Genomic DNA, 26,643 nt, shown 5'->3' with positions numbered 1-26,643 from the left:
TCCACGCAGAGCGCGTGTCAGCGGATCTCGCGCAGGGTCCGGCGGCCGGCGGCCAGGGCGACCGCGGCCAGGATCGCCGCCGCGACCAGCCCCGTGGCCGTGAAGACCAGGGGGTTCGGCCACGTGGGCAGGGGAACCTCGGGGCGGGTCAGGCCGGCCAGTGGAAGAGCCCAGCCCGTCAGCCACCAGCCCAGGGCGGCCACGGCCATGCCGGCCAGGACCGCTATCGCCACCAGGGCGGGGTAGGTCCACAACGTGGCCTGGCGCAGGGCGCGCCGGTTCAGGCCCTGGGCGCGCAGGGCCGACAGGTCCTCCACGCGGCGGGCCCGGTCGACCGACGCCGAGAGGATCAGGGCGCCGGCGGCCAGGGCCGTGGCCAGGACCGCGACGATCACGTAGAACCACAGGGCGATGGCCGGGCCCTGATTGTCGAGCCGGGCCCGGATCTGGGCCGCGCGCACGTCATCGATCACCGACAGACCCTGGGCCTGGAGGCGGGCCACCACGTCGGCCGGTGCGCGGGCGTTCAGCCAGACCTGGGCGCCGCTGGTCGGGGCGCCGTCGGCGGCCAGGCGGTCGGCGTAGTCGAGGTCGATCAGGACGGCGGGGGCGCCGGCGCCGGGGATGGCGTCGGCCGTGACGGCGACCGTCACCGGGATCTCCCGGGCGTCCAGGCCGCCCACGCTCCGCACCGCGGTCACCCCGGCCGTGGCCACCGGCAGCGGCCAGGGCGCGTCGGCGGGCTGGACGACCAGGCCGTTGGGGAGGTCGTTCAGGGACGTCACGTCGATCTTCAGGCCGTCGGCCGACGTGGCCGCGGAGCCACCCTCGGAGGCGCGCCAGCCGGCCGACGACAGGGAGTGGACCGTCAGCTTCCCGGCGACGTCCAGGGTGCCCTGGCCGCCGGTCAGGCGCAGCGAGTTCAGGGTGCAGCCGTCGGCGCAGGCCGGCACGGACTGAGAATAGGTCTGCCGGCCGTTGTTGATCACGCCGTACGGGACGACCTCGTCGGGGCCGCCTTCGCGTGGGGACAGCACGGCCGTAAGGTCGACGGTCTTGTTCGGGGCGAAGCCGGCGGCCGTGATGTCGAACCCCACGGCCGAGCCCTTCAGCTCGACCGGTCGCGGGGCGGACGGGCGCAGGGCGTCCGCGTCCAGGGCGGGACCGAGCGCGACCCGGCCCAGGCGGGTCGTGTCGACGGCGAGCAGGGCGGGGCGGCCCGGGTCGGTGGTGAGGCGGACCGCGGCCATCGCGTACGCGCCGTCCGGGTCGACGGCGCGGACCGCGTGCAGCAGGTTCTGGCGGCCGGTCGCGGCCAGCGTGAGCACCCGGGTGGCGCCGGTGCCCACCTCGGACTCCAGGGCGCGGCCGCGAGCGGCCACGTCGACCGCGGCGCCGGCGTAGCCGACCACGGCGACGGCCGCCGTCAGCAGCGCGAACAAACGGGCCGCGCCCGGCCGCCGGGAGAGCTGGAAGCCGGCCAGGGCGGCGCCGAGGCGGCCGTCGCGCAGCGCGCGGCGGGCCAGGACGGTCGCCCACGGCAGCAGCAGACGGGCGATGACCAGGGCGGCGGCGATCACGATGAGGGCCACGGCGAAGGTGCCGACGCCGATCAGGTCGGCCGAGAGCTGGACCGTGGCCACCGCCGCCAGCAGGACCACCACCGCCTCGACGGCCACGGCGCGGGCGCTGCCCCGCACGGCCGGGGCCCGGCGCAGCAGCTCGGCCACCGGGGTGGCGATCTGGCGGCGCTCGGCGAGCAGGGCGGTCAGCACGGCCGCGCCGGCGGCCACGGGCGCCCAGCGCAGCGAGTCGAGGCCGGGGTCGGCGCCGACGCCCGGGAACCGCCACGCGGCGAACAGGGTGACCAGGAGCTGGCCGGCCAGGCAGCCGAGGATCGCGCCGGCCACGATGGCGACGATGTTCTCGCCGGTCGCCAGCCACCAGCGCTGACCCCACCGGGCGCCGCGCAGCGCGACCACGGCCAGCTCGGGGCGGCGGCCCTCGGTGCCGTAGCCGACGGCCAGGAAGATGGTGAGGCAGGCCAGCAGGACCAGGGCCACGGCCAGCACCGGGACGATGCGGTGGGCGGCCCGGCGGCCCTCGTCGACGCGGGTGAGCAGGTCGGGCAGGCCGGAGCGCAGGTCGACGCCGGCACCCAGGCCGCCCACGTCGGTCCGCAGCTGGTCGAGGCCGGCCTGCAGCGCGGGCAGTCGGTCGACGTCGAGGGCGCCGGGCCCGGCGTACCCGTCGAGGGTCGTCCGCACGGCGCCGTGATCCATGGTCCGCAGCGAGGCGCTGGTGACGAAGGCGGGCTCGCCGGGGCGGTCGCCGGAGTCGGGGCCGAAGTAGTTCTGGGTGCCCCAGAAGGCATCGCCCGGGTCGGTGGCGCGGTAGAGGCCGGCGACCAGGAACTGCTTCGGTTTCCCGGCCGGGACGTAGTCCGGCTCGCGGGGATCCGGGCGGACGGCGAAACTCAGCGTGACCGAGTCGCCCGGCTCGAGCCCCATCCGGCGGCCGGTCTCGGCGCCGAGGACGACGTCGCCCGAGGCGATCGCGCAGCGGCCGGCCGTCATCGTCAGGTGCCCGCAGACGTTCTGCCGGAAGACGAAGCGGGTGCGGTCGCGGGTGTCGGGCTCGATGCCGACGGTCGGGTACTCGGCCGAGTAGACGTACGTGAAGCCGCTCAGGCCGGTCAGGGCGGCGCCGGTGCGGGTCAGGTCGACGTCGGAGGGCGTGGACCCGGGCGCGTCCTCGCGATGGTCGACCATCTGGGTGGAGACCTCGATCGCCCGCTCGGTGGGCAGCGCCGTCGCGACCTGGCCGGCCGCGACGGCCCGGTCGGCGGCGCGCAGGTAGGCCGGGGCGGCGACCGCGGCCGCCACGCCGAACAGCGCCAGCAGGGCGACGACCAGGGCCTGGCCGCGGCGGTTCCAGACCATCGCGAGGACCAGGGAGATCATTTCAGGCCTCCCCGCAGGCGGCGCGCGGACAGCCCCGCGGTCACCCCGAGCACGACCAGCCCGGCCAGACAGGCCAGGGCCAGGGGTACGGGCCCGAGCGCGCCCGGCGGCGGTATCACCCGCCAGCCGTCGGCGAAGGGCGGCGCCGTCACATCCGCCACCGGGCGGGCCACCAGCGCCGCCACCACACCACCGGCCAGGGCGGCCACGACCAGCGCGGCCTGACCGGCGTAGCCGATGGCCAGCGCCGTGGGCCGCGACAGGCCCTGGGTGCGCAGCGCCCGCAGCTGTTCGAGCTGGGCCTCGCGGTCGACGGTGGCCGCGACCGCGACGAGCGCGCCCGCCACCAGCAGCGCGATCGCGACGGTGACCAGGGCGAACGGCGCGGTGACGACCCGGCCCTGCCCGGCCAGCTGCTCGGCCCGGCCGGCGGTGGTGCGGTCGGCCAGCACGGGCAGGCCGATCGCGTCGACCACCGCCGCCGGCGCGTCCTCGGTCAGCCAGACCTGCATGGTGCCGCCCTGGTCGCCGGCCCCGGCCAGGCGGCGGACGGCGTCGAGGTCGGTGAGGATCCCGGCCCGGCCGAGGACGGGCAGCACCTCGGGGGTGGCGACGACCCGGACCGGGGTGGCCGGGTCGCCGAAGCGGTCGAGGGAGGCGTCGTCGAACTGCCAGGAGTCGGGGCGCGGGCCGGCCAGGACGATCGGCAGCGGCAGCGGGGTGTCCACGGCGTACACGGCCGTCCCGGCGTCGTCGACGGTGTCGACGGAGAGCCGCAGGCCGTCGCCGGCCGACGTGGCCCGCACGGCGGCGCCGGTGAAGCCGGCCCGCCAGCGGGTGACGTCGGCCAGCTGGGCGCCGGTGAGCACCTCGCCGGCCGGGGTGGAGACGCCGCGCACGGTCAGCGCGCCGTTGTCGGAGCCGGCCGGCGTGTAGAGCTGGAAGCTGACCAGGCGGCAGCCGGGCGCGGTGGCGCAGCGTGGCACGGCGGCGGTCACGCTCTGCGCGCCCCGGTGGATGCCGCGGAACTCGACCTGGACGCCCTCCCCCGTGGCCTCCTGCTGCAACACGGCCCCGAGCAGCGTGGTCGTCCGCCGCTCACTGTCGACGCGGACCGTCATCCGGCCACCGGTCACCACCGGGCCCGGCGGCGACTGCGCCGAGATGTCGACGTTGTCCCAGGCGGACACGGCGGCGAAGCGCGCGGAGTCGACGGCCAGGACCGGCGGCGCGCTGGCGGTGTCGAGGACGGCGGCCATCGCGTACCGCCCGCTGGGGTCGGCCTGACGGACGGCGTACAGAAGCTGGGTCCTGGTCTGTGCCGTGACGGTCAGCACCCGGGCCGCCCCGAGCTCGGCGCCGGCCCGATCGGCCCGCGACGCCCGCCCGGCCGAGAAGACCCCGGCGGTGAGGCCGACCATCGCGATCGCCACCACCGCCAGCGCGAAGACCCGGTCCACGCCCGGCTGGCGCGACACCTGCACCGCGGTCAGCCCGAGCCGGATCCGGCCGGCCCGCAACGCCACCGCGCCGGCCCGGTCGGCGATCCACCGCAGCAGCCGCGCCAGCAGCAGGCCCACCGCCAGCGCGACCATGGCCGGCGCCACCACGCCGAAGCCGGCGCCGCCGTTGCGGGCCTGGAAGACCGCCCCCGCCGCCAGCGCGACCAGCGCGACGTCGACGACGCCGGACCGCCAGTCGCGCCGGTGCGCCGGCACCCGGCGCAGCAGCACCGCCACCGGCGCCCGGGTCGCGATCGCGTCGACCGTGACCAGCACGGCCAGCCCGACGAGGGTGACCGCCAGCACCGCCGCCAGCGACAGCAGGGCCGCGATCCAGAGCTCGACCGGCACCGGCCAGCCGCCGGCGAACGGCCACGCCACCAGCGGCCCGGCCAGCCAGCCGATCAGCGCCCCGCCGGCCAGCGGCACCAGATGCTGCCCGGCGGCCAGGCGCAGGATGGCGCCGTAGGTGGTGCCGCGCAGCTTGAGCAGGCCGGCGTCGGAGCGCCGGTCCCGCCCGGTGAAACGCCCCGCGAGCCCGACCGCGAACCAGGCCAGCAGCAGCGTCTGCCCGGCCGCGACGAGCACGCCCTCGGCCACCGCCAGCCGCGAGCCGCGGACCTGGTCGACCAGCCGGCCGGCCTCGGTGTCCAGGTCGAGCTGGGCCGCCGCGAACCGGGGCCGGGCCGCGTTGATCAGGCCGTTGAGGTCGTAGCCGCCGTCGCCGCGCAGCAACGGCTCGGGCACCTCGACGGCCCAGGCCCGGACGGTGTCGCGCAGCTGCGGCCCGCGGAACGTCTCCCGCGGGGTGAAGAACGGGTCGAGCGAGCCCTGCGACCGGAACAGCTGGTCGGACCAGTACGGGCCGTTCGGGTCGCTCGCCTGGTAGACGCCGGTGACGCGGAACCGCACCGGCGTCGCGTCGGTGACCGCGCGGGCGTCGAACGACGATCCCGGCTGGAGTTTGAGTTTGCGGGCGGCGTCGAGGCTGACCGCCACCTCGTTCGCGGCGGCCGGGCAGGCGCCGGTGATCCGCGCGTGGGCGCAGAACCCGTCCCGGTACGCGGCCGGCATGCCCGAGGCGGAGCCCGGCTTGCCGGGATAGATGTAGGTCATGTCGGCGGCCAGGCCGAGCACCGGCCGCCCCTCGGGCAGCCGCAGCAGACCGTCCACAGTGGCCGCGAACGCGTCCAGCTCACCGGCCGGGCCCCGGCCGTGGGCGAGGATCACGTGCTGGACGGCGGGCGCGTTCCGGACGTCGCTGCCGGCCGCTTGCGACGCCACGGTCAGCCCGTACCAGGCGGCGGCCGACGCGGCCGTGGCCGCGAGCGCGGCCAGGAGCAGCACGAGCAGCGCCTGCCCGGAGCGCCGGCGCACGGCACCCCAGCTCACGTAGTACATCCGCTCCCCCGATGTGCGAATCCTCAGACACTCTCGTCCGGCCGACAGGGTAAGCCAACCCTCGATGCCGATCCGTTACCGGCGATAAGGTCGGGGCATGAGCGTTGATTTCGGGGTTTTCGTGCCGCAGGGCTGGAAGATGGACCTGGTCGAGATCGCCGACCCGGAGGAGCAGTACGAGGCGATGACCGCTGTGGCCCGGGTCGCCGACGCCGGCCCGTGGGACTCGATCTGGTTGTACGACCACTTCCACACCTGGCCCGAGCCGTCCATGAACACGACCTTCGAATGCTGGACGGTGAAGGTATCACAACACTGCTACGCTGCTGGCCATGCGGGTTCTAGGCGTGATCAGGCTGTCCCTTGAGACAGACGAAACCACCTCCCCGGAACGGCAGCGTTCCGGCCTGACGGCGTGGGCCGAAGCTCACGGCCACGTCATCGTTGGATGGGCGGAAGACCTCACGGTGAGCGGCGACGTTCACCCCACGGAGCGGCCCGAGCTGGGGCCGTGGCTCTCTGACAATCCCCCGGTCCCTTACGACGTGATCGCAGCGATCAAGATTGATCGGTTGTCACGGAACCTGTTGCATTTCGTCCAACTCATCGATTGGGCGCAAGCGCACGGCAAGTACGTAGTTGCCTACAAAGACAGCGTGGATACCTCCACCGACGTAGGCGCACTCATGGCGAAGATCCTTGCCATCTTCGCCGAGTTTGAGCGAAAGACGATTGCCAAGCGCAACCTTGATTCCAGGGCGCACGCTAGGAAAGAGGGCAAGTGGCACGGCGGCAACGTCAAGTACGGCTATAAGGCCGTGAAGCAAGCCAAGGGCCAGGGTTGGCGACTGGTGCCGGACCCTGTTGCAAAGGCCGTCATTGAAGAGATCGTGAGGCGCGTTCTAGGCGGTGAGCCGATGAATGCGGTAGCCGATGACCTTAACGCCCGTGGCGTCCCTAGTCCGTTGGACTACGCGGCCATTCGGGACGACAAGGAACCGAAGGCGGACCGGAAGCCGCGACGGTGGCACTACACCGTGATTCAGCGGATGCTGACTAGCCGTTCGATCCTCGGCCAGGCGGAGCACAACGGCCAGGTGGTACGCGACGAAGAGAGCGGCCTACCGATTCAGCGGGCGGAGCCCCTGATCTCTCTAGACGAGTGGAAGAAGATTCAGGAGGTTCTAGAGTCGGCGAGCCGTCGCAAGACTCGCACCTCGGATGCTGGCGAACTAGTAGGGGTCGCGTTCTGCGGTGAGCATGGGTTGGTGTTGCACCATCAGGACAACACCCGCCGCAACAAGGATTACCGGTATTACCGGTGTCCCAACCGGCGCAAGAGTAAGGGCGGCTGTGACCTCAAGCCAGTGAGGGCGGCAGCGCTTGAGGAGTACGCCTCTGACGCTTTCCTCTCGCTGGTCGGTGACCTTGAAGTGATGGAAAAGAAGTTGATCCCTGGCGAGGATCACACGGAAAAGCTACGCCGCACCGAAGAAACGATGCGAGAGCTAGAAGACGACCGGGAGGCCGGTCTCTATTCCACGCCTCACGGCCGTGAGTCTTTCCGGCGAATGTATTTGAGCCTGACGGCGCAGCAAGAGGAATTGTCGGCCCTCCCTAATCGGCCGGACCGATGGGAGGACGTACCGACCGGAATCTCATTCCGCGAATTGTGGCACTCCCTAGAGACGGCGAAGGAACGGCGCGACTTTCTCGTCAAGTCGGGAATGAAGGTTCACGTATACGCCGAACCGAGCGATCCCGATTATCCCGGAATGCCACGCATCCCCGTTGAGTTGGGACGCGACATGTTTCAACGCGTAATGGACTACGCCACGCGCCATATGGCAGGGCCTGATTCGCAATTGCCGTTCGCGGTTTCTGCCGACGGAATGATCACGCCACGGGCGGAATTGAGCCCTGAAGCTTTCATCAGTACCGGCCTAGCCGAGGACATGAGCAAGCAAGCCGAGTAGAGCACTTCCCTACGCGACCCCCCGCCGATGACGGCGGGGGGTCTTGCTTTGGACTAGTCATATGACCATGCCGGCTCCTCACTGGCCGACGTTCTTGACCAGTGCTTCGGCATCCGAGCCCGTGTAAACGCGTGGCCGGTGTCACGGAGCGCCGTTGCGTCATGACCTAAATTTTCGCCGAGAGAGAATGGCCGGTCCGGCGCGGCTTAAGCTGTACCAGGTAACCATCACGGGGTTACCGGCTCACGTATCAGGCATGCATAAAAATCTTCGGGAGGCAATTCTGTCTGCATCAATCACTAATCCGTTCGATGGACTAGGAGTCCCTGACGGCTCACCCGACGGTGACCTCTACGAATGGGAGCATGTCGGCAATATCGAAAGTGCGACCATCAGCCGTGGCAGTCGTAATGCTTTCCAGGGTATCGACTTTGGCCATAACGTCCAATGGGGTGCGATCAATCAGCGGCACCGCAAACGGCTAGCTGAAATCAACGACGGATCACTTCCTCGCTGGTTGCGAGTGCAGTACGCGGCCGAGGGATACGCCAACCGTATAGGACACGCCGAGTTTAGCCCTGGCCAACTAGGGATGATCCTTGGCACCACGAAGCAGGGCGTACACACGGCCATCAAGGAGGCCAAGCGTCGCGGCCTAGTCGCCGACATCTCCGGCGCACGTTGCCTAGTATTGTCTGATGGCCACTTTCAAAAGGCAGGTAAGGGCACCACGTTCTGCCGCCATCATGACGTGTGATGCATAGTAGGTAACCAGTACAGCATTACCAGGTAATCGCTACAGCATTACTCATGTTGAGGTTGACCTGCACAAACGCTGATCTTCTCTCTATCTAGTTGTATGGGTATCCGTCGTGAGGAAACTCGGTAGGGTTTCCGATGACTATGCAGCGGCGGCCAGGGTGCCGCGATAATGAATGCATGCCTAGCCCGTTAGCCGTTGTGGCGTCAGGGCTAGATGGGTCTAGTAGTGGGGCCGACGTTGAGGGTTCGGCCCTTGGTGTTGCAGTGGGTACCCCAGCCCAAAGGGGTACTACATACCTATTGCCATACTGCAACCATGTAATGAGTAACCGTCGATGGTTACTCATTCACTAATAGAGTATTTACTGATGCATCCATTAATGCATCAGAGTGAGCCTGACAAAGGGCTCACTCATTGTTGCAACAGAGGCCACTAGCTCACGGAATGGAATTCCATTCGCTAGGCCCCTATCAATTCAACGACGGCAATAGCCCCCTGGTGGGTGCTCACGGCCTTGCGGCCCCCATGGGCCGGCATGGACGTTTGCCCTGGTCAGAGCGTTGCTAGTCGCTCTGAGACTCTGGGGGATGGCACTTCAAGACCCATGGGTTCCACCCGGCTCACGTCTCGGCAGTGTGGCCCGCTTTTGTGGGAATCGAAATTGGCCCCTTATTCGGCAATTGCAATTCCCTGTCAAAAGGAATTGTTTATGCCGACGGCAATTAGTAGGCGCCTCCTGAAGTGAGACGCAGATCACGCCGTTTATCGCTTCCGGACGTGAGTCACCGGAACAGGATGTAATACATGTAGGGGCCGAAACGCGGCCCTTAACCGTGATACATCCGTTACCGAAATCCGGCTAACCCTGACGGGTTTGCAAGAGGATGTATCTATTGTGAGGCGTTCCACTAGGAAAGTCGCCTCAACATGGGTGCAGCTAACGGCGGTGCACCAGGATGTATCTAGTGAAGTAGGCCACAGTCAGTTACGGATCGGCCGCTTGTAAGAGGATGTACTTACTAGGGACGCAACTCCCCTGAAAAAGTTCCCGAAATCCTGTCAGCCAAGCCGACAGAATCAAGGATGTACCTAATGCAACACCAATCAACGACTTCCCTAGGAGGGAACCATGAGTGCTGCCCCCTGTTGGGTGTGTAGCAACCCATTGACCATCAGCGGCCCCGGTAGGCCGCCTCGCTATTGCTCCCTTTCTTGCAAGCGTGCCGCCAGGAACGCCCGTAGCAAGGTTGAGCGTGCCGCCTTCCATGAGAGGCAGCGAAAGCAGTTCCGCGCCGTCTATCTGGACGACGCAGCCTAAAGACTTCCGGCCCGATGCCGGGAGAATTGACCGTCAGACCTTAACCCTGTTTTGGTCGAACGGGTCACCCGAACCGCGCCACGGTTCAAACGCCGGATTGAAGCACCGGCGGCACGCTTGCCCATGAGCGTGTCTAAACAAGTCACGGGAAGTGCCAACGCGTACGGCTGGTAATACCTTTCTCCCAGCTCTGCGCGGCGATTGGCCGTTAATCCCTCACGGTCGGCACAAGAGGGACCCTAAATCTCCCGTTGCCTCTTCCAACGGGTGGCCATTCTCAAAGCAACCAGGGGGACTGGACGGCATTGAGAGCGTGTGGTCCCGAGCGCCATATCGGGACACCTAATCTCGCTCGACGGTGCGTCAATCCGTCTGCTCACGGCAGCGTTAAACCGTCTCCCTAACTGAATACACAACTTCAAAGTCTCTTGAGGGGTCACCAATCGGTGGCCCCTTTTTTCGTGCCCAAAACGGCCCACGCCCGGCCAGGGCAACTCATTACGAAAGAAGGACTACACCCCTTATGGATTACATCGAGCTTGCTAACAAGGCAATTGAGGACCGTAAGCGTCTCGTTGAGCAGCGCAAGGCTGTTCTTGAGACTGGCTCGTTCACGGATGCCGACAAGGCGCAGCGCGCCGCCAAGATTGATGCCGACATTGACCGCCTCTACCGGGAGGCGACTTACTACGTTGAGCGCGCGGAGCAGGATGCGGAGGTTCGTTCGGCCATCAAGGCGAACCCTATTGGCGTTCCTGGTGGCGACCGGGAGATTCGGGGCGGCGAGCTGCTGCACGCCGAGGTGCGCGCCATTAGTGGCGGCAGCGGCCACGGTGCGGCCTTTACGCCCGCCGAGAATGCGAACTACGCCCTTGACTATCTGGTGAAGCGTACGGCCTTCCTGGCTAGTGGCGTTCAGGTCATCCCGACCACCGGCGACAGCATCGTTATCCCTCACCTCACGTCGGACGGCACCGCCGCCGCCGTGGCAGAGGCGACGCAGATTCCGATGTCGGACCCCGTTGCGGAGTCCCTGACCGCCATTCCGCGCGCCTTTGCGCAGGGCACCCCGGTTTCCAACGAGGTGCTTGCGGACTCCACTCCGTCGAGCCTTGAGGCGCTTTCGGCACAGCTTCTCCGTTCTGTAGGCAACGCCTTTGACGTTGCGGCATTTGAAGGCTCGGGCGTTGCCCCCAATATCAAGGGACTGCGCAATGTAGCTGGCATTCAGTCGGTTTCGATGGGCACCAACGGCGGTCAGCTTACAAACCTCGACCCGATCGCGGATGCTCTCGGGAAGCTCGTTTCGGCCGGTGCCGATGACGACAACGCCGCCATCGTTATGCCGCCTGACACGTGGGCCAAGCTTCTCAAGCTTAAAGAGCTTTCTACCGGTAGTAACAAGCTGCTTATGCAGGACAGTGCCGGCTCGGGTAGTGGCAAGGTTTCCAAGACCATTCTTGGTCGGCCGGTTTACCTGTGCTCCAACCTGTCTCTTAACGAGACGCAGGGCAGCGCCACTGCGGCCAGTTCCATTTACGTTTACGACCCGGCGCACATCTACGCCGTCATTCGGGAAGATGCTCTCTTCACCGTTAATCCTTATATCTACGGCGATAAGCGCCAGACGCTTCTTCAGGCCGAGATGCGGGCCGATGTTCTGGTTGCTAACCCGTCGGCTGTGGTTCGCATTCAGGGCGTTCTCTAATCACTGACGTTAGGTGCCAGACCGTTTACACGGTCTGGCCCTCTGCTTTTAGGAGGCATCCTGATGTCATTCTTTGAACGTGTAACAAGGTCATTCCGTGACGACCAGGCCGAGGAACGCAACGCCTTCCCAGGTGCTCAAGTAAGCACCTCTAACAAGCCTTACCTTGCGTCGTCTGCCGCCGGTGGCAACACCTACGCAGGCGTTAACGTGTCGCAGAACAACGCTCTACAGCTAAACGCCGTCATGACGTGTGTCCGCATCGTCTCCGATGCTGTGGCCACGTTGCCGGTTGATGTGGTGCAGACGGTTGGTGACAAGCGTCGGCCGGTGAATGCGCCCTCATGGCTCTCTAACCCGAACCCGTTTGACACGCCAGTTGAATTCTGGTTCAAAGTCATGAGTTCGCTCATGCTTGACGGAAACGCCTTCATTCGGGTGGTGCGGGCAGGAAATAGTCGCATCGTTGCGATGCTGCCAATGAATCCGCGGGCTATCCGTGTGGACCTTTCAGAGGACAAGACGCACCCTGTCTTTAAGTTTGATGACGTGACAATGACGTCACGGGATGTACTTCACATCAAAGGCTTCGCTGTTGCTTCGGACAACGGCCTACGGGGTGTCTCGCCGATCGATGAGGCTAGGCAGCTCATCGGCGCTGGCATGGCCGTTGAGGAATTCGGGGCTAGGTTCTTTAGCCAGGGCACCAGCTTGACCGGTGTCATTGAGCATCCCGGTAAGGCAAATAATGGTGAGCTAGCGACTATCGGCCGGATGATGCGCAAGAAGCATTCCGGCCTGGCTAACTCACACATCATCGGCATTCTCGGTGGTGGTGCCACCTTTAAGCCGATCAGCGTAACGCCGGAGCAATCCCAGTTCCTTGAGACCCAGAAGTTTAATAGGGCGAGCATCGCTGCTCTCTTCGGCGTTCCCGTTTACATGCTTGATCCTGAAACCGCTAGCTCATGGGGTAGCGGTGTTGAGGAACAACACAATTGGTTTGTGCAGCAGACGGTACAACCGTGGCTTACTCGCATTGAGCAAGCTTTCTCGGCGGTGCTGCCGCCCGGTCAGAGTCTCCGCTTTAACCCGGATGCTCGCGTCAGGGTGAAGCTCAAGGAACGTTACGAGGCGCACGAAATCGGGATTCGTGCTGGCTTCCTTACCGTCAACGAAGCCAGGGCGCTTGAGGACAGGGAACCTCTCCCAGAATCCAAGCAACAGAACAACGGAGTCAATCCCGCTAGGGACCACTCCGATTAGCCGTGTGAGCGGCGTCGGGACTTTTCTGGGGGTTTCCTTTCGTGGCAGAAAAGTCTCGCCTCTGTTCATGGGGAGTTGAGCAGTTCATTTTGTCGAGTAGTGATGAGTGCGGGCGATAGACGGCCAGGGCTTCGGCTCTGGTCGCTCTTTTATTTTGCCTTCACTCTCATACATTTCTAGGAGGAAGTATCCATGAAGTCCGCACTTAAGCCGTATGAACGCGTTCTTGCTCGCTCCGTTAAGCAGCCCGGCCCTGCTGGCTGTATCGAATGGCAGGGGTACGCCACCCAGGGCGGCTATGGCCAAATCTGGGTGGACGGCAAGGCCGTTTATACCCATCGCGTCATGGCCGCTCACTACGGCATGAGAATCGATGGGGCGCATGTGGATCACAGGTGCAGAAACAAATTATGCGTGAGGGAATCGCATCTAGAGGCGGTATCGCCAGCAGAGAACAACCGTCGCAAAGATTCGGCGGGTTGGAGGGCGTTCATCAGAGAGTACCTAGAGGAACAGCACATGCAACTTGAGTGGAACCGTGACGTTGCCGATGCGGCACGCCTCAACTATCGGCGATCCCTGGCGACCGAAGCGAACATGAAGCACTACAGCGGCCAGCCGCTCTCTGCCGACGATAGGGAGTTGCATTACCGCTGGCTCATTGCCTTTGTGTACTGCGTCGGCTGTGGCCGCGACTTCTATGCGCCTATCGACATGACCCCCAACGGCCACAGTCAGCATCTCTGCGGCGACTGTATGGCCGCCTAGACGGCGTGTAAACGCGTGGTCGGCGTCACTGGCTGATCGGCGAATGGCCGGTGGCGACGGCCCTAGTGTGGAGATATCGCAGCAACGAACACAGTCAACCGGAGGAACGCTATGTGTGAGCACCCTATCTGTAACAGCCCCGGCAACCTTAACCCTGCATCAACCGAGTTCGTTTTAGAATGCATGGCGAGCCGTGGAATGGTCCAGAAGAAGACCAATCCCATTACCGGAAAAGTTAAGTGGCGGCTCACTGCCAAGGGCAAGGCCGAGGCAGTCGCCCATCTGTAGCGTTTGAGGGCCGCTCTGCGGCCGTAGACATTGAGGGGGCACCTACGGGTGCCCCCTCTGTCGTTGCGTGGCTCACGGTTCGTTCTAGCCCTCTAGCCGGCACTCTCTGACCAGGGGTTTTGTGTTCCAGACCTACTCTGCGGCGTCTACCGGCTCAACGAACGTCCCCCGGTGCGGGATCGTTCGCACCAAGCCCTGGTCTCGTAGATGCTGCACCGCCCTACGTGCCGTATCCCTGGCTACGCCGAATTCTTGGACCATCGACGTTTCCGACGGAATGGCGTAGCCGGGTTTGATGCGGCCCGCCTTGATGTCGGCAGCGATGTAATCCGCAATCTGGACGTAGACCGGTATTGGTCCGTCGGTGCGGATCGTTCGGCTCATAGGTCCGGAACCTAGATCGGTGCTCACGTAGACCTATCGGCACCTACGTTGCCCAACGTAGGTAGACAAGGCCCTACGGGCTGCGAGATCCTTGGACGGTGCAACTTTGCATGTTGCGTTGACAGGAAGGGGCCGACTGTGTCTAGCAACGGGCCAAAGATCATCACGTATGGGGCCGATACCCGCCTAGGTCCGGCCGATGCTCTCTGGGAGCTAGTGAGGGCGCTTGAGAGCCACCGGGGCGACGGTGGCGAGATATGGCGCAACGTGACGCCAGATCCCGACAGCGGCACCGTGACGGCGACGCTGATGGACTACACCGGCTCTCTCGGCAAGGTGGTTGCCCACTTCACCGTTGAGGCGACGGCATGACCGAACGTCGGCACTACCCCCCTCGGTCGATCGCTCACGCCCCTCACTGCGTAGAGGGCGGCAACGGCCTAGCTCTAGAGAAATCCGTTGTGCAGCAACAGTTTCCGGGCACGATGCCGGACATCGACTGCACTCCGATCGACGTCATGGCAACGTCGGCATTGGGACGGCCGGTCCACATGTTGCCGGATTACGTTGTTCTCCAACAGATTCCACGTCCGAAGCACACGTACGACCCTGGCAATGTGCAGCCCCAGGACGCCATACGGCCGTTGTGTAAGACGTGCGGCGGTACCCATGAAGGCGAAGAGGGACCCTAGAGGCTCTGTGAGGCTCACAGACGAACGATGGCCCCTGACCGGATAGGTCGGGGGCCATCTGGGTTGTTGGGACGCTACGCGGCCCGTTCAGAGGCGATGAGATGGTCTACCGCTCGTAGCGCCTCCCACCGAGAGGCGGCATCCGGGGCGTCATCGGTCACGTAGAGGACATCAGCCATGCGGCACCGCAGCCACACCGCCAGCTCTACGGCGGCATCCGGGATCTTGTCGTACGCGGCCCCATCGGTCATGAGGTCGAAGGCGTCCAAAACTCCGAGGTCCAGGATGGCCGCCAGGGCGTGAACGTCGGCAACGCCCGTGAGGCGCATTGCCGTCTTGAGGCGGGGGTTGTCCTTCACGAAGCGGAACACGGGAGCCTCCGAGGGGCTAGGCGGCATTCAAGACGACACGGAGTCGGCGCGGCGTGATGCCGAGCCTCTGGGCTATCGCCTCACGGGTGAGGCTGGGATCTTCGCTGGCAAGTTGTTCCGCCAGGCGTCGCGTTTCGGCGATGGGCCGACGTTGCTTGTTGATCGTACGGACAGGCTCCGACACTTCCGGTCCACCGACAGGCGGCACCTCGGTAGGCGACTCCACTGCGGCCACTTGTTCCGGGGGAACCTCGGTGACCAGGGGTGTTTCATCACTGGCCGTGAGGCCGGCTGTCTGCGCAGCGTGACCAGAACGGGTGAGCACTTCGATTGCCAGCAGCAGTGCCACGGCCGGAACGGCAGCGACGATGCGAGCCATGGCGGACGGTTGAGCACTGGCAATGTTCGCTCCGAGGGAGGCGACCACACCGAACACAAAGGCGACACGGGCCGACCAGCGGACGGAACGCCCGGCCCTCTGATCTTCGATCATGGCGGCGGTAGCAACCACCATCAGGCCATCGATGGCGAACGGCAGAGCCACGGCAACGGCCGGATGTTCCCCGTACCGAACGGCCACATCGGCGATGTGCCGGAAGGATGAGGCACCAGCGACCAGGGCGACGACGGCGGCGGAACCTCGGGCCGCTACGGCAAGCCAGTTGATCGACCTCATGCGGCACCACCGATACGGGCGTCAACGGCACACGGACGGCAGTCAACGGCACCCCTGGCGTAGCGGCCCCCGTGGCGCACACAGAGGGCGGCACGCTGCGGCCGGTAGGTCTCATGGGTCGGTGCCTGGTTTTGACTTTGACGGCCCTTGGGCCACCAGCGGGGACGCGTAGCGGCCCCTTTACTAGGCTTCCCAGCTTCCAAAGCAACTTCGGGTGACACATCGCCGTTCTGGCTGTCACCCCTAGTCCCGTGATCTGTCACCCCCTGGCCGCCGTTCTGTCGGGGGTTGGTGGTCACCTTGGCTACGGCAGCAATCGCCGCTTTGGTGAGGCGGTAGACGGTGGTTGCACCGCTGCGCAGTCGGGCCACGATGCGGCCCAGCTTCACCAGGTGGGCGAGAACCCGTTGGATGGTCCGGACAGACTTGCCGACGTACTCCGCGATGGTCTCGACCGACGGCCACGAATCACCCTGGCCGTTGCCGTGGGCGGCGATGGTCACCATGACGTCCCGCTCGGTCCGCTTGAGGTCACGGGAGGCCAGTAGGGCAGCCTTCACTAGCTGGCCGGACGCCAGGGGTTGCGCAGGCGTCAGTTCGGTACTGTTGCTCACGGCGGTGTCTCCTCACCGTCACTGGCCCTGGCGGCGCTGCAACGCTTGCCGGGGCCGCTTTACATGGCGGCATCCAACCGGCGAGTTGTGAAACCCGCACAGTTGAGTGCTGGACCGCCACCTCGACCCTGGCCCGCGACACCAGCCGGGTCAACATCGGCCAGATGGTGGGCTGCAACGGGTACCGGCAGCCCTCGCTCTACGCCAAGATCGCCTCGACCGTCGACGTGGCCAGCAAGGGCCGCCTCTACGCCGGGCTCGGCGCCGGCTGGTACGAGCACGAGTGGAAGGCGTACGGCTACCAGTGGGCGGACGTGCCCACCCGGATGGCCGAGTTCCGCGAGGCCGTCGAGATCATCAACAAGATGTGGACCGAGGACCGTCCCGTCCACCAGGGCAAGCATTTCTCGATCGACGCGCCGATCAACCAGCCCAGGCGCAAGCCGTCGTTCTGGCTCGGCGGCGGCGGTGAGAAGGTCACGCTCAAGCTCGTGGCCCAGTACGCGGACGGCTGCAACGTCGGCGGCGGCGACCCGGCCGTGGTCAAGCACAAGCTGGGCGTCCTGCGCGCGCACTGCGACCGCCTCGGCCGCGATTACGGCCGGATCCGCAAGTCGACGACGATCGAGCTCGACCTGAACCAGTCCACGAAGGACACCATCGCCCACGTCGAACGCCTGGCCGACGCCGGCGCCGACTACGTCCTGTTCTACGTCCCCCGGGTCGCCTACGACCACAGCCACCTGCTGCGGCTCGCCGAGGAAGTCGTACCGCAGTTCTCCTGAGACCCCGGCTTCTCGGAGTACAGCATCCGCTGTACTGTCAGCTCCATGGAGACGGTGACCCACGGCCAGGCCCTTTCCCGGTTCGGCCACGCCCTGTCCGACCCGACCCGCGCCCGTCTGCTGCTGGCCCTGCGGGAGGCGCCCGGCTATCCGGCCGACCTGGCCGGCCTGCTCGGCGCCACCCGGCAGAACCTCTCCAACCATCTGGCCTGCCTGCGCGGCTGCGGCCTGGTGGTGGCCGTGCCCGAGGGCCGCCGGGTCCGCTACGAGCTGGCCGACCCGCGGATCGCGCATGCTCTGACCGACCTGCTCGGCCTGGTGCTGGCCGTCGACCCCACCGCCTGCCCCGACGCCGCCGACGGGTGCTGTTGATGGAGATCTCGCTGACCACTCGACGGCGCCGCGAGGTGCTGGCCCGGCGGATCCGGCTGCTGGTCGCGGCCACCATCACCTACAACGTCGTCGAGGCGGCCGTGGCGATCGGCGCCGGGACGGCCGCCGGCTCGACGGCGCTGATCGGTTTCGGGCTCGACTCGGTCATCGAGGTGTCGTCGGCGGCCGCCGTCGCCTGGCAGTTCGGCGGGCGCGACCCCGAGGCCCGGGAGAAGACCGCCCTGCGCATCATCGCGGTCTCGTTCTTCGCGCTCGCCGCCTACGTCACCGCGGAATCGGCCCGGGCGCTGATCACCGGGCATGAGGCCGGCCCCTCGACCACCGGCATCGTGCTGGCCGCGGTGTCCCTCGCCGTCATGCCCGGCCTCTCGTACGCGCAGCGCCGGGCGGGCCGGGAGCTCGGCTCGCGGAGCGCGGTGGCCGACTCGAAACAGACGCTGCTGTGTACGTACCTCTCCGCGATCCTGCTGGTCGGCCTGATCCTCAACGCGACCCTGGGCTGGCACTGGGCCGATCCGGTCGCCGCTCTGGTCATCGCGGCCGTGGCGGTTCGAGAGGGTCGCGAGGCGTGGCGGGGCGACGCCTGCGGATGCTGCTGAGCCCGAGCAGGACCACCCCGAGCGCGGCCTCGGCGACGTAGGGACGAGGGTCGAGCGTCCAGTGGATCACCGAGCGCCACCCCGGCACGATCCGCGCCGAGACGATCACGATCGGTTCCAGGATCAGCAGCACGGCCGTGACCGGCAGCAGCGCCCGCCGGCCGGCCCAGGCCCCGAACGCGCCCATGACCGGCCCGCTCAGCAGCCCCGACCAGATCCACCGCCGGTTCAGCCGCAGCACGTGCAGCAGATGATCCCGCATGTCCGGCATCTGATCGTCCAGCGTGAGCGTCACCACCACGTAGAACCCGAGCAGCGCCACCAGCGTCGCCACCAGCCCGATCGCCGCGCCCCGCCACACCGACCGCGCGAACATCCCCGGGATGAACGCCACCAGCAGCCACGGCGTGCTGAGGTTCCCGACGGTGTCCCGCACCCCGCCGTGGTCACCTTTGACGAGCGCGCCGAGCGCCCCGAACAGCAGCGCCACCCCGAAGATCCTGATCATGATTCCGCCCAGGCTAACCGCCCGGGTACAGCTCGTCGAAGAAGGCCTTCAGGTCGGTCACCGCCCGCCCGTCGCCCGGCGCGGCCTCGTCGTCCAGGTTGATGTCGCTGCCGCTGCCGCCGCCCATGCGGGCGCCGCCGGCGCCCGTGTTCATGTGGCGGACCGCCGCCGCGGCCATCCGACCCTTGGTCTGTTCGGCCGTGAGCTTCACCGACGCGTCGACGGCGGCGTCCGCGTTCTCCTTCGCCTCCTGCTTGGCCTCGGACGCTTCCGCCTTGGCCGACTCGGCCTCGGCCCGGTGGACCTCCTTGCCGAAGATCCAGCCGACAGCGGTGAAGACGATCGCCTCGATGGCGCCGAACACGTAGACCCGGCGCTGCCACACCGTCTCCGAGGTGTCGGCGCCGAAGAACATGAGGGCGGCCAGAACCAGGAAGAGCACGATCAGGATGACCGCCACGGTGAACTGCCAGGTCCATTTCAGGCCGGTCGCCGGTGGGTCGTCGTTGCCAGTCATCACGCCTCCGATTCGTCGTCGTTCCAGGGTTCGTCGAGCTGCCCGGGCCGGAACACCCGGGCGCCGGTGGCCGGTTTGAAGGCCGACTCCCCTCGCGGCTCGAAGACCGCGCCGACGTCCAGCTGCCACTCGTCCCGTACCGGGTCGTATAAGGTCAGGCGCAGGGCCGCCACCGGCACGCCGGGGGGAATCCGCATGTTGTAGACGGAGACGGCGGCCCGGATCGACGCCGTGTTCCCCGCCGCCAGCCGCCGGGGGATCACCAGCCGGCCGTCCTCCGTGACCGGGTCGGTGGGCCCGCCGGGCGGCCGGCGGATCTCGAGATGGTTCGGTGCGATGTCGAACTGGCGCGGCTGAAGGGGCAGGATGATCCGTACGGCCCGCAGCTCGACCGGAACCGGCGGCACGACATCGAATCGCAGCCGTACCCGCATGGTCCCCGGACCGCGCAGCTCGATCTCGTTGTCCTCGTCGCCGCCCAGAGAGACTTCCAGGGCCGGCGGTACGGGGTCGTGGTGCGGCACGTCGAGCTCGAGCACCCACAGGCGGCCGTCGGCGTCGCGGGCCACCGCCGTGTCGTGCACCGCGTCGACGGCCAGGAACGGCGTGGGCCCGGCCACGACGCCGAGCAGCCCCCGATGCCCGTGGTCCCAGAGCCGGATCGTCCCGTCGGCCGACGTGGTGAGCACGCCCTGCTCCGTCCGCCCGCCGACGGCCACGCCGGTGACGGCTCCGGTGTGGCCACCGGCCGGTGCGGCGTCCGGCCCGTCCACGGGAACCCGCCACAGCACGCCGTCGGAGGTGCCGGCGTAGACCGTCGTCGCCTCCTGATCGAAGGCGACCGCCTCGACCGGCGGAGTACCGGCGGCGATGAAGGCGCCGTCCGACCGCATCACCGTCACGCCGGCCCCGGCGGCGACGATCCCCGGGCTCTTGCCGGCGCGGGCCACCGTCACCGCCAGCGCCCGGGTGTCCTTCGGGATCCACATCGCGGCGCCGCCGGCGCGCGGTTCCCACCGGTCCAGGCGGCCGTCCCGGTCGTAGACCCAGAACCGCCGCCGGTCCGGCCGTTCGACGGCGAGGAGTTCCTTGTCGTCACCCGGCCACTCCTCGTTCTGGTGGAGGAGCCGGCCGTCCTGCCAGACGACCGCCAGCGTGTCCTCGCCGGCGGGGCCGGGCTCCCGGATCAGGCCGACGGCTCGCGGCGGCGACTCGCTCATGGCGTACGGAATCCACAACTGACCGTTGTCGAGCGACAGCGAGCCGGCGCCCCGAGCGGTGCCGTAGGCGACGCGGCGGCCGCCGGCCGAGAGGGCCAGCGCCCCCAGCGCCACCGGGCCGGCCGGCGGTGGCCAGTCCCGAACCGGGAACGCGGCGGCGCCACCGGCGTGCATGACGACCACACACCCGTCGGCCGGGCTCCAGGCCAGGCCGTGGACGGGCGGCTCCACCCCGCCCGGGCGGACGTCGAGTCCCCGCGCTCCAGCCGCGTCCCAGGCGGTCAGCCGCCCGCTGCTGCCGGTGGTGGTCAGCGAGCCGTCGCACCAGACGGCGTGCTCGATCGCCGGCCCACCGGCCGCCTGAAGCGGTGTGACGCCGACGGTCCGGCCCCGCAGCTCCCAGCGGTACAGCGCCCCGTCGGCTCCGGCCGTCACCACAACCTCGGTGCCGGGCTCCGCCGCAACCGGTACCACCGCTGTCACCGCGGCCTCGTGACCGGAGAGCACGCCGAGGTCGGCTCCGGTCGCCGGATCCCACCAGCGCAGCCCGCCCTTGGCGTCACCGGTGACCACCGCGCCGCCGCCGAGCACGACAAGGTGCCGAACGGCCGCGTGGTGCCGGCTGTAGACGCGCCGGCACACGCCGGTGGCGGGGTTCCAGACGCGGACCGTCCCGTCGTCCCCGGCCGACACCAGACCCGCGCCGGTGACGGCCACGGCACCGGCCCGCGCCGCGTGCCCCAGCATCACCCGGGTGGCGATCGAGCCGTCCGCCCGGCGGCTGAGAACGGCCACCCGTCCGTCGTCGAGACCCGCGACGAGCAAGCCTTGCCCGGCGCCGAGACTGGCGACCGGGCAGGGCAGGACCGCCTCGGCCGGCAACCGGGAAGGCGGCCCCGAGGCCGAACCGGCGATGTACACCGCCGGGCCGTCGGCGACGGCCAGTGACCCGTCCCAGTCCGCCGCCGCGGCCGGCCCCGACAGCGTGACCGGCCCGAGCGAGGTCTCCGGGAAAGACCCTTCCCCCAGTACGCCCCAGGCGCCGGCGACCGCGAGGCCGCGGGATCCCACGACGGCGGCCACGCTGTTCGGCCCGGTGTGCTTCCAGGCCGGGGCCAGGGCATCGAGGTCGTACACCACGCGGACCCGCAGCGCCGGCGGCCAGCCGTCGGCGACCATGGCGTCGGCGAGGTCGGCGGCGCCCAGTTGATACAGCGCGTTGGCCACCAGGTCGGTGAAACGCCCGGGTTCGGCGGCGAGGGCGGGCGCCACGACCCGGACGGCCCGGGCGACGGTTCTGGCGTTCTCCCGCGAGCTGCCTGTGAACGTGGGGTTGCCGTCCCCTCCGACAGAGCCGAGCAGGTCGAGGTCGGCCAGCACCGCGCCGACCCCGTCCTGCCGCTGGCGCCGGTCGAGGAACGCGGCGTTGACGGCCAGTGACTCCTCCACCGACCCGATCGCGCCGATGTGGTGCACCACGGCCGCCGCGATCTGATAGGGCGTCGCCGCGGCCGGGTCCCGGTGCGGGAAGGCGCCGGCGTGGGCCGCGTGGCCGTCGCGGATCCCGTCCGCGCCGAACCGTTCCACGAACGCGTCCCGAACCGACGGGTGGGTCAGCGTCCACTCGTCACCGTCGCGGCGGGCCAGGCCGTCGTGTTCCATGGCCCGGACCACCGCGTCGTCGCCGGTGACCAGGCGCGCGTCGACGCCGGTGAAGCCCGGCTGGGCGACGACGACCGCCGCCAGGCCGCGCCGCATCGCCGGATCGGCGTACCCGTCGAAGATCGCGTGGATCTGGAACGTCAGCGACACCGGGATCGTGTCCAGCCCGGCCGCACCCACCGGCTGGCTCACCAGCCAGTCGACGATGGCCGCGAGCCGGCCCGGCACGGAGCCGGCCCGGTCGACGAGCCGGGCGAACGCGGCGCGGGCCGCCTGCGTACCGCCGAAGACCAGCCGGAGCTCGTCCAGGCGCTCGGACAGCATCGCCTGGCACACTTCGCCACTGTTCATCGGGTCGAGCCGGACGACAACCGTGTCCCGGCGGTTGATCAGATAGCCGTCCCGGCAGGTGAGGAGCACCGCCACGTCGTGGCGATCCGCCCATGGAAGGCCCTCCGGCACACCGGAAACGCCGTCCAGGGCGACGGTTCCGCGAGAGGCGGCGCCGGCCAGCTGCGCGTCGAGGGAGGCGTCGACCCGGTCCGGCCGGTCCCACGTCGCCCGATGTCCGTAGAAGTGCTGCGCCACCGGCTCACCGTCACGCCGCAACCGGTCCAGCACGGCGCCGAGCAGGACGCTCTTGCCGATGCCGGGCAGACCGGTGATGACAACCCACGACGGCTGGCGCAGATACTCCAGAATCTCCTCGATCTCCCGCTCGCGCCCGAGACACGGGCGCAGGGCGGCCCGCGCCGCCGAGAAGTCGATCCCGCGCGTGGCCGAGCCCAGCGCCACCCCGCCGGGCCGGGTCAGCCGGAACTTGTCGCCGGTCAGCGCCTCCAGTTCGACGCTGTCCACCCGCAATTCGAGCGGCACCTGCTCGTCACGGCGGAACCGCACCCGGCGGTGGTGTGTGCGCACGGTGTCGTGCCAGTGCGCCTCCAGCACCATCGGGTCGGTGTCCGGCACCTCGATGAAGACGGCGTCCTCGGCCGCCGCGTTGACGATCAGGCCGGCCGCGGTGAACCGGACCGGCACCGGCCTCGGGCGGATCCCGGCCACGCCGAGCAGCCACGGCATCCAGGCGCCGGCGATCGCCGGGCGCTCGTCGAGGTCGAGGCGCCCGTCGAGGCGGGTGCCGGCGCTGAGCCGGGCGATGACGCCGGCCTCGGTGCGGGCCGCGGCGCGCGGCATCCGGGCGAGCGCGCCGAGCAGCCAGCGCGCCGTCGAGACCGGGTCCGTGCCGGGCGCGTCGCCGGTGCGCAGGCAGGCGGTCGCGGCAAGCAGCAGCTGCTCGACCCGCTCGGGGCCGTCCGGCTCGTCCTGGACCAGGAGCCGGTTGATCTTCTCCTCCAGCCGCAGCGACCAGTGGTCGTCGGCGTGCAGGGTGGCCACGACGTCGCACGCGGCGTCGCGCAGCGGCCCGTATCCGGGCCCGGCCAGCTCGGCCTGAAGGACTTCGGCGACCTCCGGGCGGAACGAGAGGGCGACCGGCGACGCCGAGGCCAGCAGCTCGCTCGTCCACAGGTCCGCCTCGGCCCCGACGTCGGCGTGCGGAAGAAGCAGCCGCATCTGCCGTACCAGTGCCGGCTCGATCCGGATCGCCGTCGACAGCAGCACGGCGAGATCGGCGGCGGCCGGGCTGGCCGCACGCAGCCGGGCGACCGCCGCGACGGCGGCCCCGGCCGGGCCGGGCGGGGTGCTCATCGTCCCCGGCCGGCCACCCGGCCGGCCCCGGTGCGCGCGGTGCGGATGGCGTCGGCCACGCTGGTGCCGCGGTCCCAGGTCAGGATGGGCAGGACGGCCCGCAGCGCCGGCGGGTAGCGGCGGGTCGGCAGCGGGGCCAGGGCGACGACCTGGTGCCCGGACTCGCGCAGGCGGCCGGCGAAGAGCCGCCACCGGTTCTGCACCTCGGCCCGCCGGCCGGCCGGCGCGCACGCGCCGAGGTCGGACAGGACGATGACCGGCTGCCCGGTCAGCGGCGGCCGGTACTGCCGCCAGGTCCAGACCGGCCCGGGTCCCGCTCCCGGCGGGTCGAGCGGGGTGGTGGCGAACCGCAGGACCTCGAAGCCGTCCGGCCCGGCGATGCGCTCGAGCCGCTGGACGACCTCGTCCTGGTCGTTGACGAACGGGCGCATCCCGTCCCCGTAGTCCACCAGCACCTGCAGGCCGCGCCGGGTCGTCACGGTCACCGTCATGGGCAGCGCCCGGATCGGCTCCCGGCGCGCCATCCGGTCGACCAGCTCGTCGAGGTCGATCGCATCGGTCGCGACAGGACCGCCGCACAGTGCGGACAGGATCGCCCGCTGCCGCCCCGGCGGCAGCAGCGAGCCCGGTTCGAGGCGGGCGGCCGGGGTGTCATCAGGCAGCTTCGTCATACCGGCCATGGCCAGCGCGGGCGAGATCAGGGTGGCCCACTCGGTCTCCTTCACCATGGCGACGACCGCGTGGGATTCCAGGCCGAGGATCGGCCCGCCGCTCGTCCCCGGCGGAAGCTGGGCGTCTTGGAGGCGGACGAGTGGGCCGGAAACCTCGGCGGCGACGGCGCCGCCGAGGAGAGGGCCGGCCGGGTTCACACCCACCGCCAGGAGAGCTTCACCCGGCGCCGGAGGCTCCGTGGCGATCGGCAGTCGCGGAACGGAGGTACCGGCGGGCATGGCGACCCACAGCACCGCGACGTCGGGCAGGGCGAACCGTCCGCCGGCGTCCGGCCGGGCCGGCGACAGTTCCACGCGGAACGGATCCAGAAGGTGTTCCCGCCACCGGACCCGTGGGCGCGCCGACCGGCCGACCACATGCGCACAGGTCAGCACCACTCCGGGAGCGATGAAGAAGCCGGATCCGGCCACCTGCTCCGAGACGATCGCGACCGTCGCCTCGCGGACCAGATCGGCGAGGCCGTCCCCGCGCAGCCGGGGGTCGTCGAGGACGTCGGCCAGGGTGGGCAGCCGCCGCGGCGGGTGGTCCCGCGCGCCCGTGCTGCCCGGCTCCCGTTCGACCAGGGGACGGCCGGCGGGCTCCTCCGGCGGCGTCGACACCGACCGGGCGACCTCGCGGGCGGTCGGCGGCGCCGCCGGCGCCGAGCGGCGCCGGGCGACCACCGGCGCGGAACCGGCGGCCGGCGCCTCCCCGGCCGTGCCCACCGGCGACGGACCGGCCGGCGGCGCCCCGATCAGGCCGAGCAGTTCCAGGATCCGCCGCGTGGTGGCCGGGTCCGCGCTCAGGCGCCGCGCCGCCCGCACCGCGTCGGCGAGCCAGACCGCCGGCGGGGGTGACAGGGGCCGGCCGGTCATCAGCGTTCCTCGGGCTGAATGGTCATCATCTTGGCCAGGAGCAGCCCGGTCAGCTCCTTGAAGGCCGCCGAGCCGGTGTCCAGCCCGAGGCCGCGGCAGGCGGCCAGCGCGTCCAGGAACTCGGCGACGCTGGGCGGCGGCTCGTACTGGGCGATCCGTTCCGCCCGCAGCCGCAGGTATTCGCCGCGCACGGCCTCGAGCAGCGGATCGGTCAGGTCCTCGAAGTGGGCCCGGGCTATCGTGTCGAGCCGGTCGGGGTCGGGCTGGCGCAGGCCGAGGATGACGCAGCGGCGCAGGAACGCCCGCGGCAGCTCCCGCTCCTCGTTGGTGGTGACGATGATGAGCGGCACCCGCCGGGCCACCACCCGGGGGCCGTCGGTGACCCGGAACTGGTAGCTGCCGAGCGGCACCAGCAGGTCGTTGGGCACGTCCGGGTCGGCCTTGTCGATCTCGTCGATGAGCACCACGGCGCGTTCGGCGGCCGGGTTGACGATCGCCGGGTCCCGCGCCGGCTGGAGGTCTCCGGCGCTCTGGTCGAGCCCGCGCCGCCGGGCCAGGTCGGGGTCGAACGCCCACCACAGCACGCCGGGCTGCAGGTAGGCGGCGCGCGGCGGCATCGGCTCGCCCTCGCGCACGGCCTGCGCGTCGGCCAGCCGGGCCACGGTGTCGAACGTCCACAGCAGATCCCGCGCCGACGTGCGCGAGGAGACGGTGTCGGCGTAGAACCGCCACCCGAGCCGCTCGGCCACGCTGCGGGCCAGCGTGCTCTTGCCGGTGCCGGGATGGCCGCGCACGAGCAGGGGCCGGCCCGCGGCCAGCGCCACGTTCACGGCCAGGACGATGTCGTTGTCGTACACGTAGGGCAGGGAGTCGCTCGTACCGCGATCGCCGAGCCGATAGGCCCGTTTCTGGTCGAACGGCTGCTTCTCGAGGCGGGGATCGAACAGCGGCCGGTAGCCGCCGGTACTGGTCATGG

General features: G+C 69.0%; 21 protein-coding genes. 10 read left to right on the top strand and 11 right to left on the bottom strand.

Annotated elements, in window-relative coordinates; all coding sequences use genetic code 11:
- Nucleotides 1-17: 17 nt before the first annotated feature.
- Together ACGFJ7_RS24440 and ACGFJ7_RS24435 are read right to left on the bottom strand one after the other, a co-directional pair.
- Entirely contained in the window at nt 18-2,963 is a 2,946-nt protein-coding gene (locus tag ACGFJ7_RS24440; protein ID WP_392643960.1) for an ABC transporter permease, read from the bottom strand.
- Entirely contained in the window at nt 2,960-5,866 is a 2,907-nt protein-coding gene (locus ACGFJ7_RS24435; RefSeq protein ID WP_392643958.1) for an ABC transporter permease, read from the bottom strand. Before ACGFJ7_RS24435 ends, ACGFJ7_RS24440 begins: the two co-directional genes overlap by 4 nt.
- Nucleotides 5,867-5,963: 97 nt before the next feature.
- Here ACGFJ7_RS24435 and ACGFJ7_RS24430 point away from each other — a divergent pair, with 97 nt between their 5' ends.
- From ACGFJ7_RS24430 to ACGFJ7_RS24405, 6 genes are all read left to right on the top strand, one after another.
- The gene (locus tag ACGFJ7_RS24430; RefSeq protein WP_392643956.1) at nt 5,964-6,233 is read left to right on the top strand and encodes a hypothetical protein; all 270 of its coding nucleotides are present in this window, start codon (nt 5,964-5,966) and stop codon (nt 6,231-6,233) included.
- Nucleotides 6,199-7,842 carry a recombinase family protein gene (locus ACGFJ7_RS24425; protein WP_392643954.1) on the top strand — a complete coding sequence of 548 codons (1,644 nt, stop codon included), beginning with the start codon at nt 6,199-6,201 and terminating at the stop codon, nt 7,840-7,842. Before ACGFJ7_RS24430 ends, ACGFJ7_RS24425 begins: the two co-directional genes overlap by 35 nt.
- Before the next feature lie 256 nt (nt 7,843-8,098).
- Complete coding sequence (locus tag ACGFJ7_RS24420) at nt 8,099-8,599, top strand: MarR family transcriptional regulator (protein ID WP_392643952.1); 501 nt, start codon at nt 8,099-8,101, stop codon at nt 8,597-8,599.
- A gap of 1,847 nt (nt 8,600-10,446) precedes the next feature.
- Complete coding sequence (locus ACGFJ7_RS24415; protein WP_392643950.1) at nt 10,447-11,631, top strand: phage major capsid protein; 1,185 nt, start codon at nt 10,447-10,449, stop codon at nt 11,629-11,631.
- Nucleotides 11,632-11,694: 63 nt separating this feature from the next.
- The gene (locus ACGFJ7_RS24410; protein WP_392643948.1) at nt 11,695-12,897 is read left to right on the top strand and encodes a phage portal protein; all 1,203 of its coding nucleotides are present in this window, start codon (nt 11,695-11,697) and stop codon (nt 12,895-12,897) included.
- Nucleotides 12,898-13,089: 192 nt separating this feature from the next.
- Nucleotides 13,090-13,665: an HNH endonuclease signature motif containing protein gene (locus ACGFJ7_RS24405; RefSeq protein ID WP_392643946.1), complete on the top strand. Its 576-nt coding sequence runs from the start codon at nt 13,090-13,092 to the stop codon at nt 13,663-13,665.
- 420 nt (nt 13,666-14,085) lie between these two features.
- Here ACGFJ7_RS24405 and ACGFJ7_RS24400 read toward each other — a convergent pair whose 3' ends face one another.
- Nucleotides 14,086-14,337 (bottom strand): GntR family transcriptional regulator, encoded by a 252-nt coding sequence (locus ACGFJ7_RS24400; protein WP_392643944.1) that lies wholly within the window; start codon nt 14,335-14,337, stop codon nt 14,086-14,088.
- A 138-nt stretch (nt 14,338-14,475) separates the two neighbouring features.
- Between ACGFJ7_RS24400 and ACGFJ7_RS24395 the strand changes: the two genes are divergently transcribed.
- Nucleotides 14,476-14,709 (top strand): hypothetical protein, encoded by a 234-nt coding sequence (locus ACGFJ7_RS24395; RefSeq protein ID WP_392643942.1) that lies wholly within the window; start codon nt 14,476-14,478, stop codon nt 14,707-14,709.
- 394 nt (nt 14,710-15,103) lie between these two features.
- On the opposite strand, the gene ACGFJ7_RS24390 is transcribed toward ACGFJ7_RS24395, so the two are convergent.
- From ACGFJ7_RS24390 to ACGFJ7_RS24380, 3 genes are read right to left on the bottom strand one after another with little or no spacing between them, the layout of a single operon-like run.
- On the bottom strand, nt 15,104-15,400 hold the full coding sequence (locus tag ACGFJ7_RS24390) for a hypothetical protein (RefSeq protein ID WP_392643940.1): 297 nt from the start codon (nt 15,398-15,400) through the stop codon (nt 15,104-15,106).
- Between the two features lie 16 nt (nt 15,401-15,416).
- Entirely contained in the window at nt 15,417-16,076 is a 660-nt protein-coding gene (locus tag ACGFJ7_RS24385; RefSeq protein ID WP_392643938.1) for a DUF2637 domain-containing protein, read from the bottom strand.
- Nucleotides 16,073-16,690 (bottom strand): helix-turn-helix domain-containing protein, encoded by a 618-nt coding sequence (locus tag ACGFJ7_RS24380; protein ID WP_392643936.1) that lies wholly within the window; start codon nt 16,688-16,690, stop codon nt 16,073-16,075. Before ACGFJ7_RS24380 ends, ACGFJ7_RS24385 begins: the two co-directional genes overlap by 4 nt.
- A 71-nt stretch (nt 16,691-16,761) precedes the next feature.
- Between ACGFJ7_RS24380 and ACGFJ7_RS24375 the strand changes: the two genes are divergently transcribed.
- Genes ACGFJ7_RS24375 through ACGFJ7_RS24365 form a run of 3 tightly spaced genes read left to right on the top strand, consistent with a single transcriptional unit; the run spans nt 16,762 to nt 18,467 of the window.
- Entirely contained in the window at nt 16,762-17,475 is a 714-nt protein-coding gene (locus ACGFJ7_RS24375; protein WP_392644025.1) for an LLM class flavin-dependent oxidoreductase, read from the top strand.
- Nucleotides 17,476-17,520: 45 nt separating this feature from the next.
- Nucleotides 17,521-17,847 carry a metalloregulator ArsR/SmtB family transcription factor gene (locus ACGFJ7_RS24370; RefSeq protein ID WP_360249840.1) on the top strand — a complete coding sequence of 109 codons (327 nt, stop codon included), beginning with the start codon at nt 17,521-17,523 and terminating at the stop codon, nt 17,845-17,847.
- On the top strand, nt 17,847-18,467 hold the full coding sequence (locus ACGFJ7_RS24365) for a cation transporter (RefSeq protein ID WP_360249843.1): 621 nt from the start codon (nt 17,847-17,849) through the stop codon (nt 18,465-18,467). The genes ACGFJ7_RS24370 and ACGFJ7_RS24365 overlap by 1 nt, the downstream gene beginning before the upstream one ends.
- Here ACGFJ7_RS24365 and ACGFJ7_RS24360 read toward each other — a convergent pair.
- The 5 genes from ACGFJ7_RS24360 to ACGFJ7_RS24340 are packed head-to-tail and all read right to left on the bottom strand — an operon-like array spanning nt 18,400 to nt 26,641.
- A complete protein-coding gene (locus tag ACGFJ7_RS24360) occupies nt 18,400-18,975 on the bottom strand; it encodes a DUF6518 family protein (protein WP_360249846.1) in 576 nt (191 codons plus the stop codon). The two genes, ACGFJ7_RS24365 and ACGFJ7_RS24360, sit on opposite strands and share 68 nt — an antisense overlap.
- 13 nt (nt 18,976-18,988) lie before the next feature.
- Entirely contained in the window at nt 18,989-19,492 is a 504-nt protein-coding gene (locus ACGFJ7_RS24355; protein WP_360249849.1) for a hypothetical protein, read from the bottom strand.
- Nucleotides 19,492-24,081 (bottom strand): AAA family ATPase, encoded by a 4,590-nt coding sequence (locus ACGFJ7_RS24350; RefSeq protein WP_392643931.1) that lies wholly within the window; start codon nt 24,079-24,081, stop codon nt 19,492-19,494. Before ACGFJ7_RS24350 ends, ACGFJ7_RS24355 begins: the two co-directional genes overlap by 1 nt.
- The gene (locus ACGFJ7_RS24345; protein WP_392643929.1) at nt 24,078-25,667 is read right to left on the bottom strand and encodes a trypsin-like peptidase domain-containing protein; all 1,590 of its coding nucleotides are present in this window, start codon (nt 25,665-25,667) and stop codon (nt 24,078-24,080) included. The genes ACGFJ7_RS24350 and ACGFJ7_RS24345 overlap by 4 nt, the downstream gene beginning before the upstream one ends.
- Nucleotides 25,667-26,641: an AAA family ATPase gene (locus ACGFJ7_RS24340; protein ID WP_392643927.1), complete on the bottom strand. Its 975-nt coding sequence runs from the start codon at nt 26,639-26,641 to the stop codon at nt 25,667-25,669. The genes ACGFJ7_RS24345 and ACGFJ7_RS24340 overlap by 1 nt, the downstream gene beginning before the upstream one ends.
- Nucleotides 26,642-26,643: the final 2 nt, after the last annotated feature.

Origin of the sequence: Actinoplanes sp. NPDC048988 (assembly GCF_043197815.1) — a bacterium.
In the GTDB taxonomy this organism is placed as follows: Bacteria; Actinomycetota; Actinomycetes; order Mycobacteriales; family Micromonosporaceae; genus Actinoplanes.
This window is presented reverse-complemented; position numbering and strand designations above follow the sequence as displayed.

What these genes read in the sequence shown, in the direction of transcription:
- ACGFJ7_RS24430 (WP_392643956.1), top strand. Translation starts at nt 5,964, where the DNA reads ATGAGCGTTGATTTCGGGGTTTTCGTGCCGCAGGGCTGGAAGATGGAC.
- ACGFJ7_RS24345 (WP_392643929.1), bottom strand. Translation starts at nt 25,667, where the DNA reads ATGACCGGCCGGCCCCTGTCACCCCCGCCGGCGGTCTGGCTCGCCGAC.
- ACGFJ7_RS24420 (WP_392643952.1), top strand. Translation starts at nt 8,099, where the DNA reads ATGCATAAAAATCTTCGGGAGGCAATTCTGTCTGCATCAATCACTAAT.
- ACGFJ7_RS24415 (WP_392643950.1), top strand. Translation starts at nt 10,447, where the DNA reads ATGGATTACATCGAGCTTGCTAACAAGGCAATTGAGGACCGTAAGCGT.
- ACGFJ7_RS24435 (WP_392643958.1), bottom strand. Translation starts at nt 5,866, where the DNA reads ATGTACTACGTGAGCTGGGGTGCCGTGCGCCGGCGCTCCGGGCAGGCG.
- ACGFJ7_RS24405 (WP_392643946.1), top strand. Translation starts at nt 13,090, where the DNA reads ATGAAGTCCGCACTTAAGCCGTATGAACGCGTTCTTGCTCGCTCCGTT.
- ACGFJ7_RS24355 (WP_360249849.1), bottom strand. Translation starts at nt 19,492, where the DNA reads ATGACTGGCAACGACGACCCACCGGCGACCGGCCTGAAATGGACCTGG.
- ACGFJ7_RS24360 (WP_360249846.1), bottom strand. Translation starts at nt 18,975, where the DNA reads ATGATCAGGATCTTCGGGGTGGCGCTGCTGTTCGGGGCGCTCGGCGCG.
- ACGFJ7_RS24400 (WP_392643944.1), bottom strand. Translation starts at nt 14,337, where the DNA reads ATGAGCCGAACGATCCGCACCGACGGACCAATACCGGTCTACGTCCAG.
- ACGFJ7_RS24340 (WP_392643927.1), bottom strand. Translation starts at nt 26,641, where the DNA reads ATGACCAGTACCGGCGGCTACCGGCCGCTGTTCGATCCCCGCCTCGAG.
- ACGFJ7_RS24385 (WP_392643938.1), bottom strand. Translation starts at nt 16,076, where the DNA reads ATGAGGTCGATCAACTGGCTTGCCGTAGCGGCCCGAGGTTCCGCCGCC.
- ACGFJ7_RS24440 (WP_392643960.1), bottom strand. Translation starts at nt 2,963, where the DNA reads ATGATCTCCCTGGTCCTCGCGATGGTCTGGAACCGCCGCGGCCAGGCC.
- ACGFJ7_RS24410 (WP_392643948.1), top strand. Translation starts at nt 11,695, where the DNA reads ATGTCATTCTTTGAACGTGTAACAAGGTCATTCCGTGACGACCAGGCC.
- ACGFJ7_RS24350 (WP_392643931.1), bottom strand. Translation starts at nt 24,081, where the DNA reads ATGAGCACCCCGCCCGGCCCGGCCGGGGCCGCCGTCGCGGCGGTCGCC.
- ACGFJ7_RS24425 (WP_392643954.1), top strand. Translation starts at nt 6,199, where the DNA reads ATGCGGGTTCTAGGCGTGATCAGGCTGTCCCTTGAGACAGACGAAACC.
- ACGFJ7_RS24370 (WP_360249840.1), top strand. Translation starts at nt 17,521, where the DNA reads ATGGAGACGGTGACCCACGGCCAGGCCCTTTCCCGGTTCGGCCACGCC.
- ACGFJ7_RS24365 (WP_360249843.1), top strand. Translation starts at nt 17,847, where the DNA reads ATGGAGATCTCGCTGACCACTCGACGGCGCCGCGAGGTGCTGGCCCGG.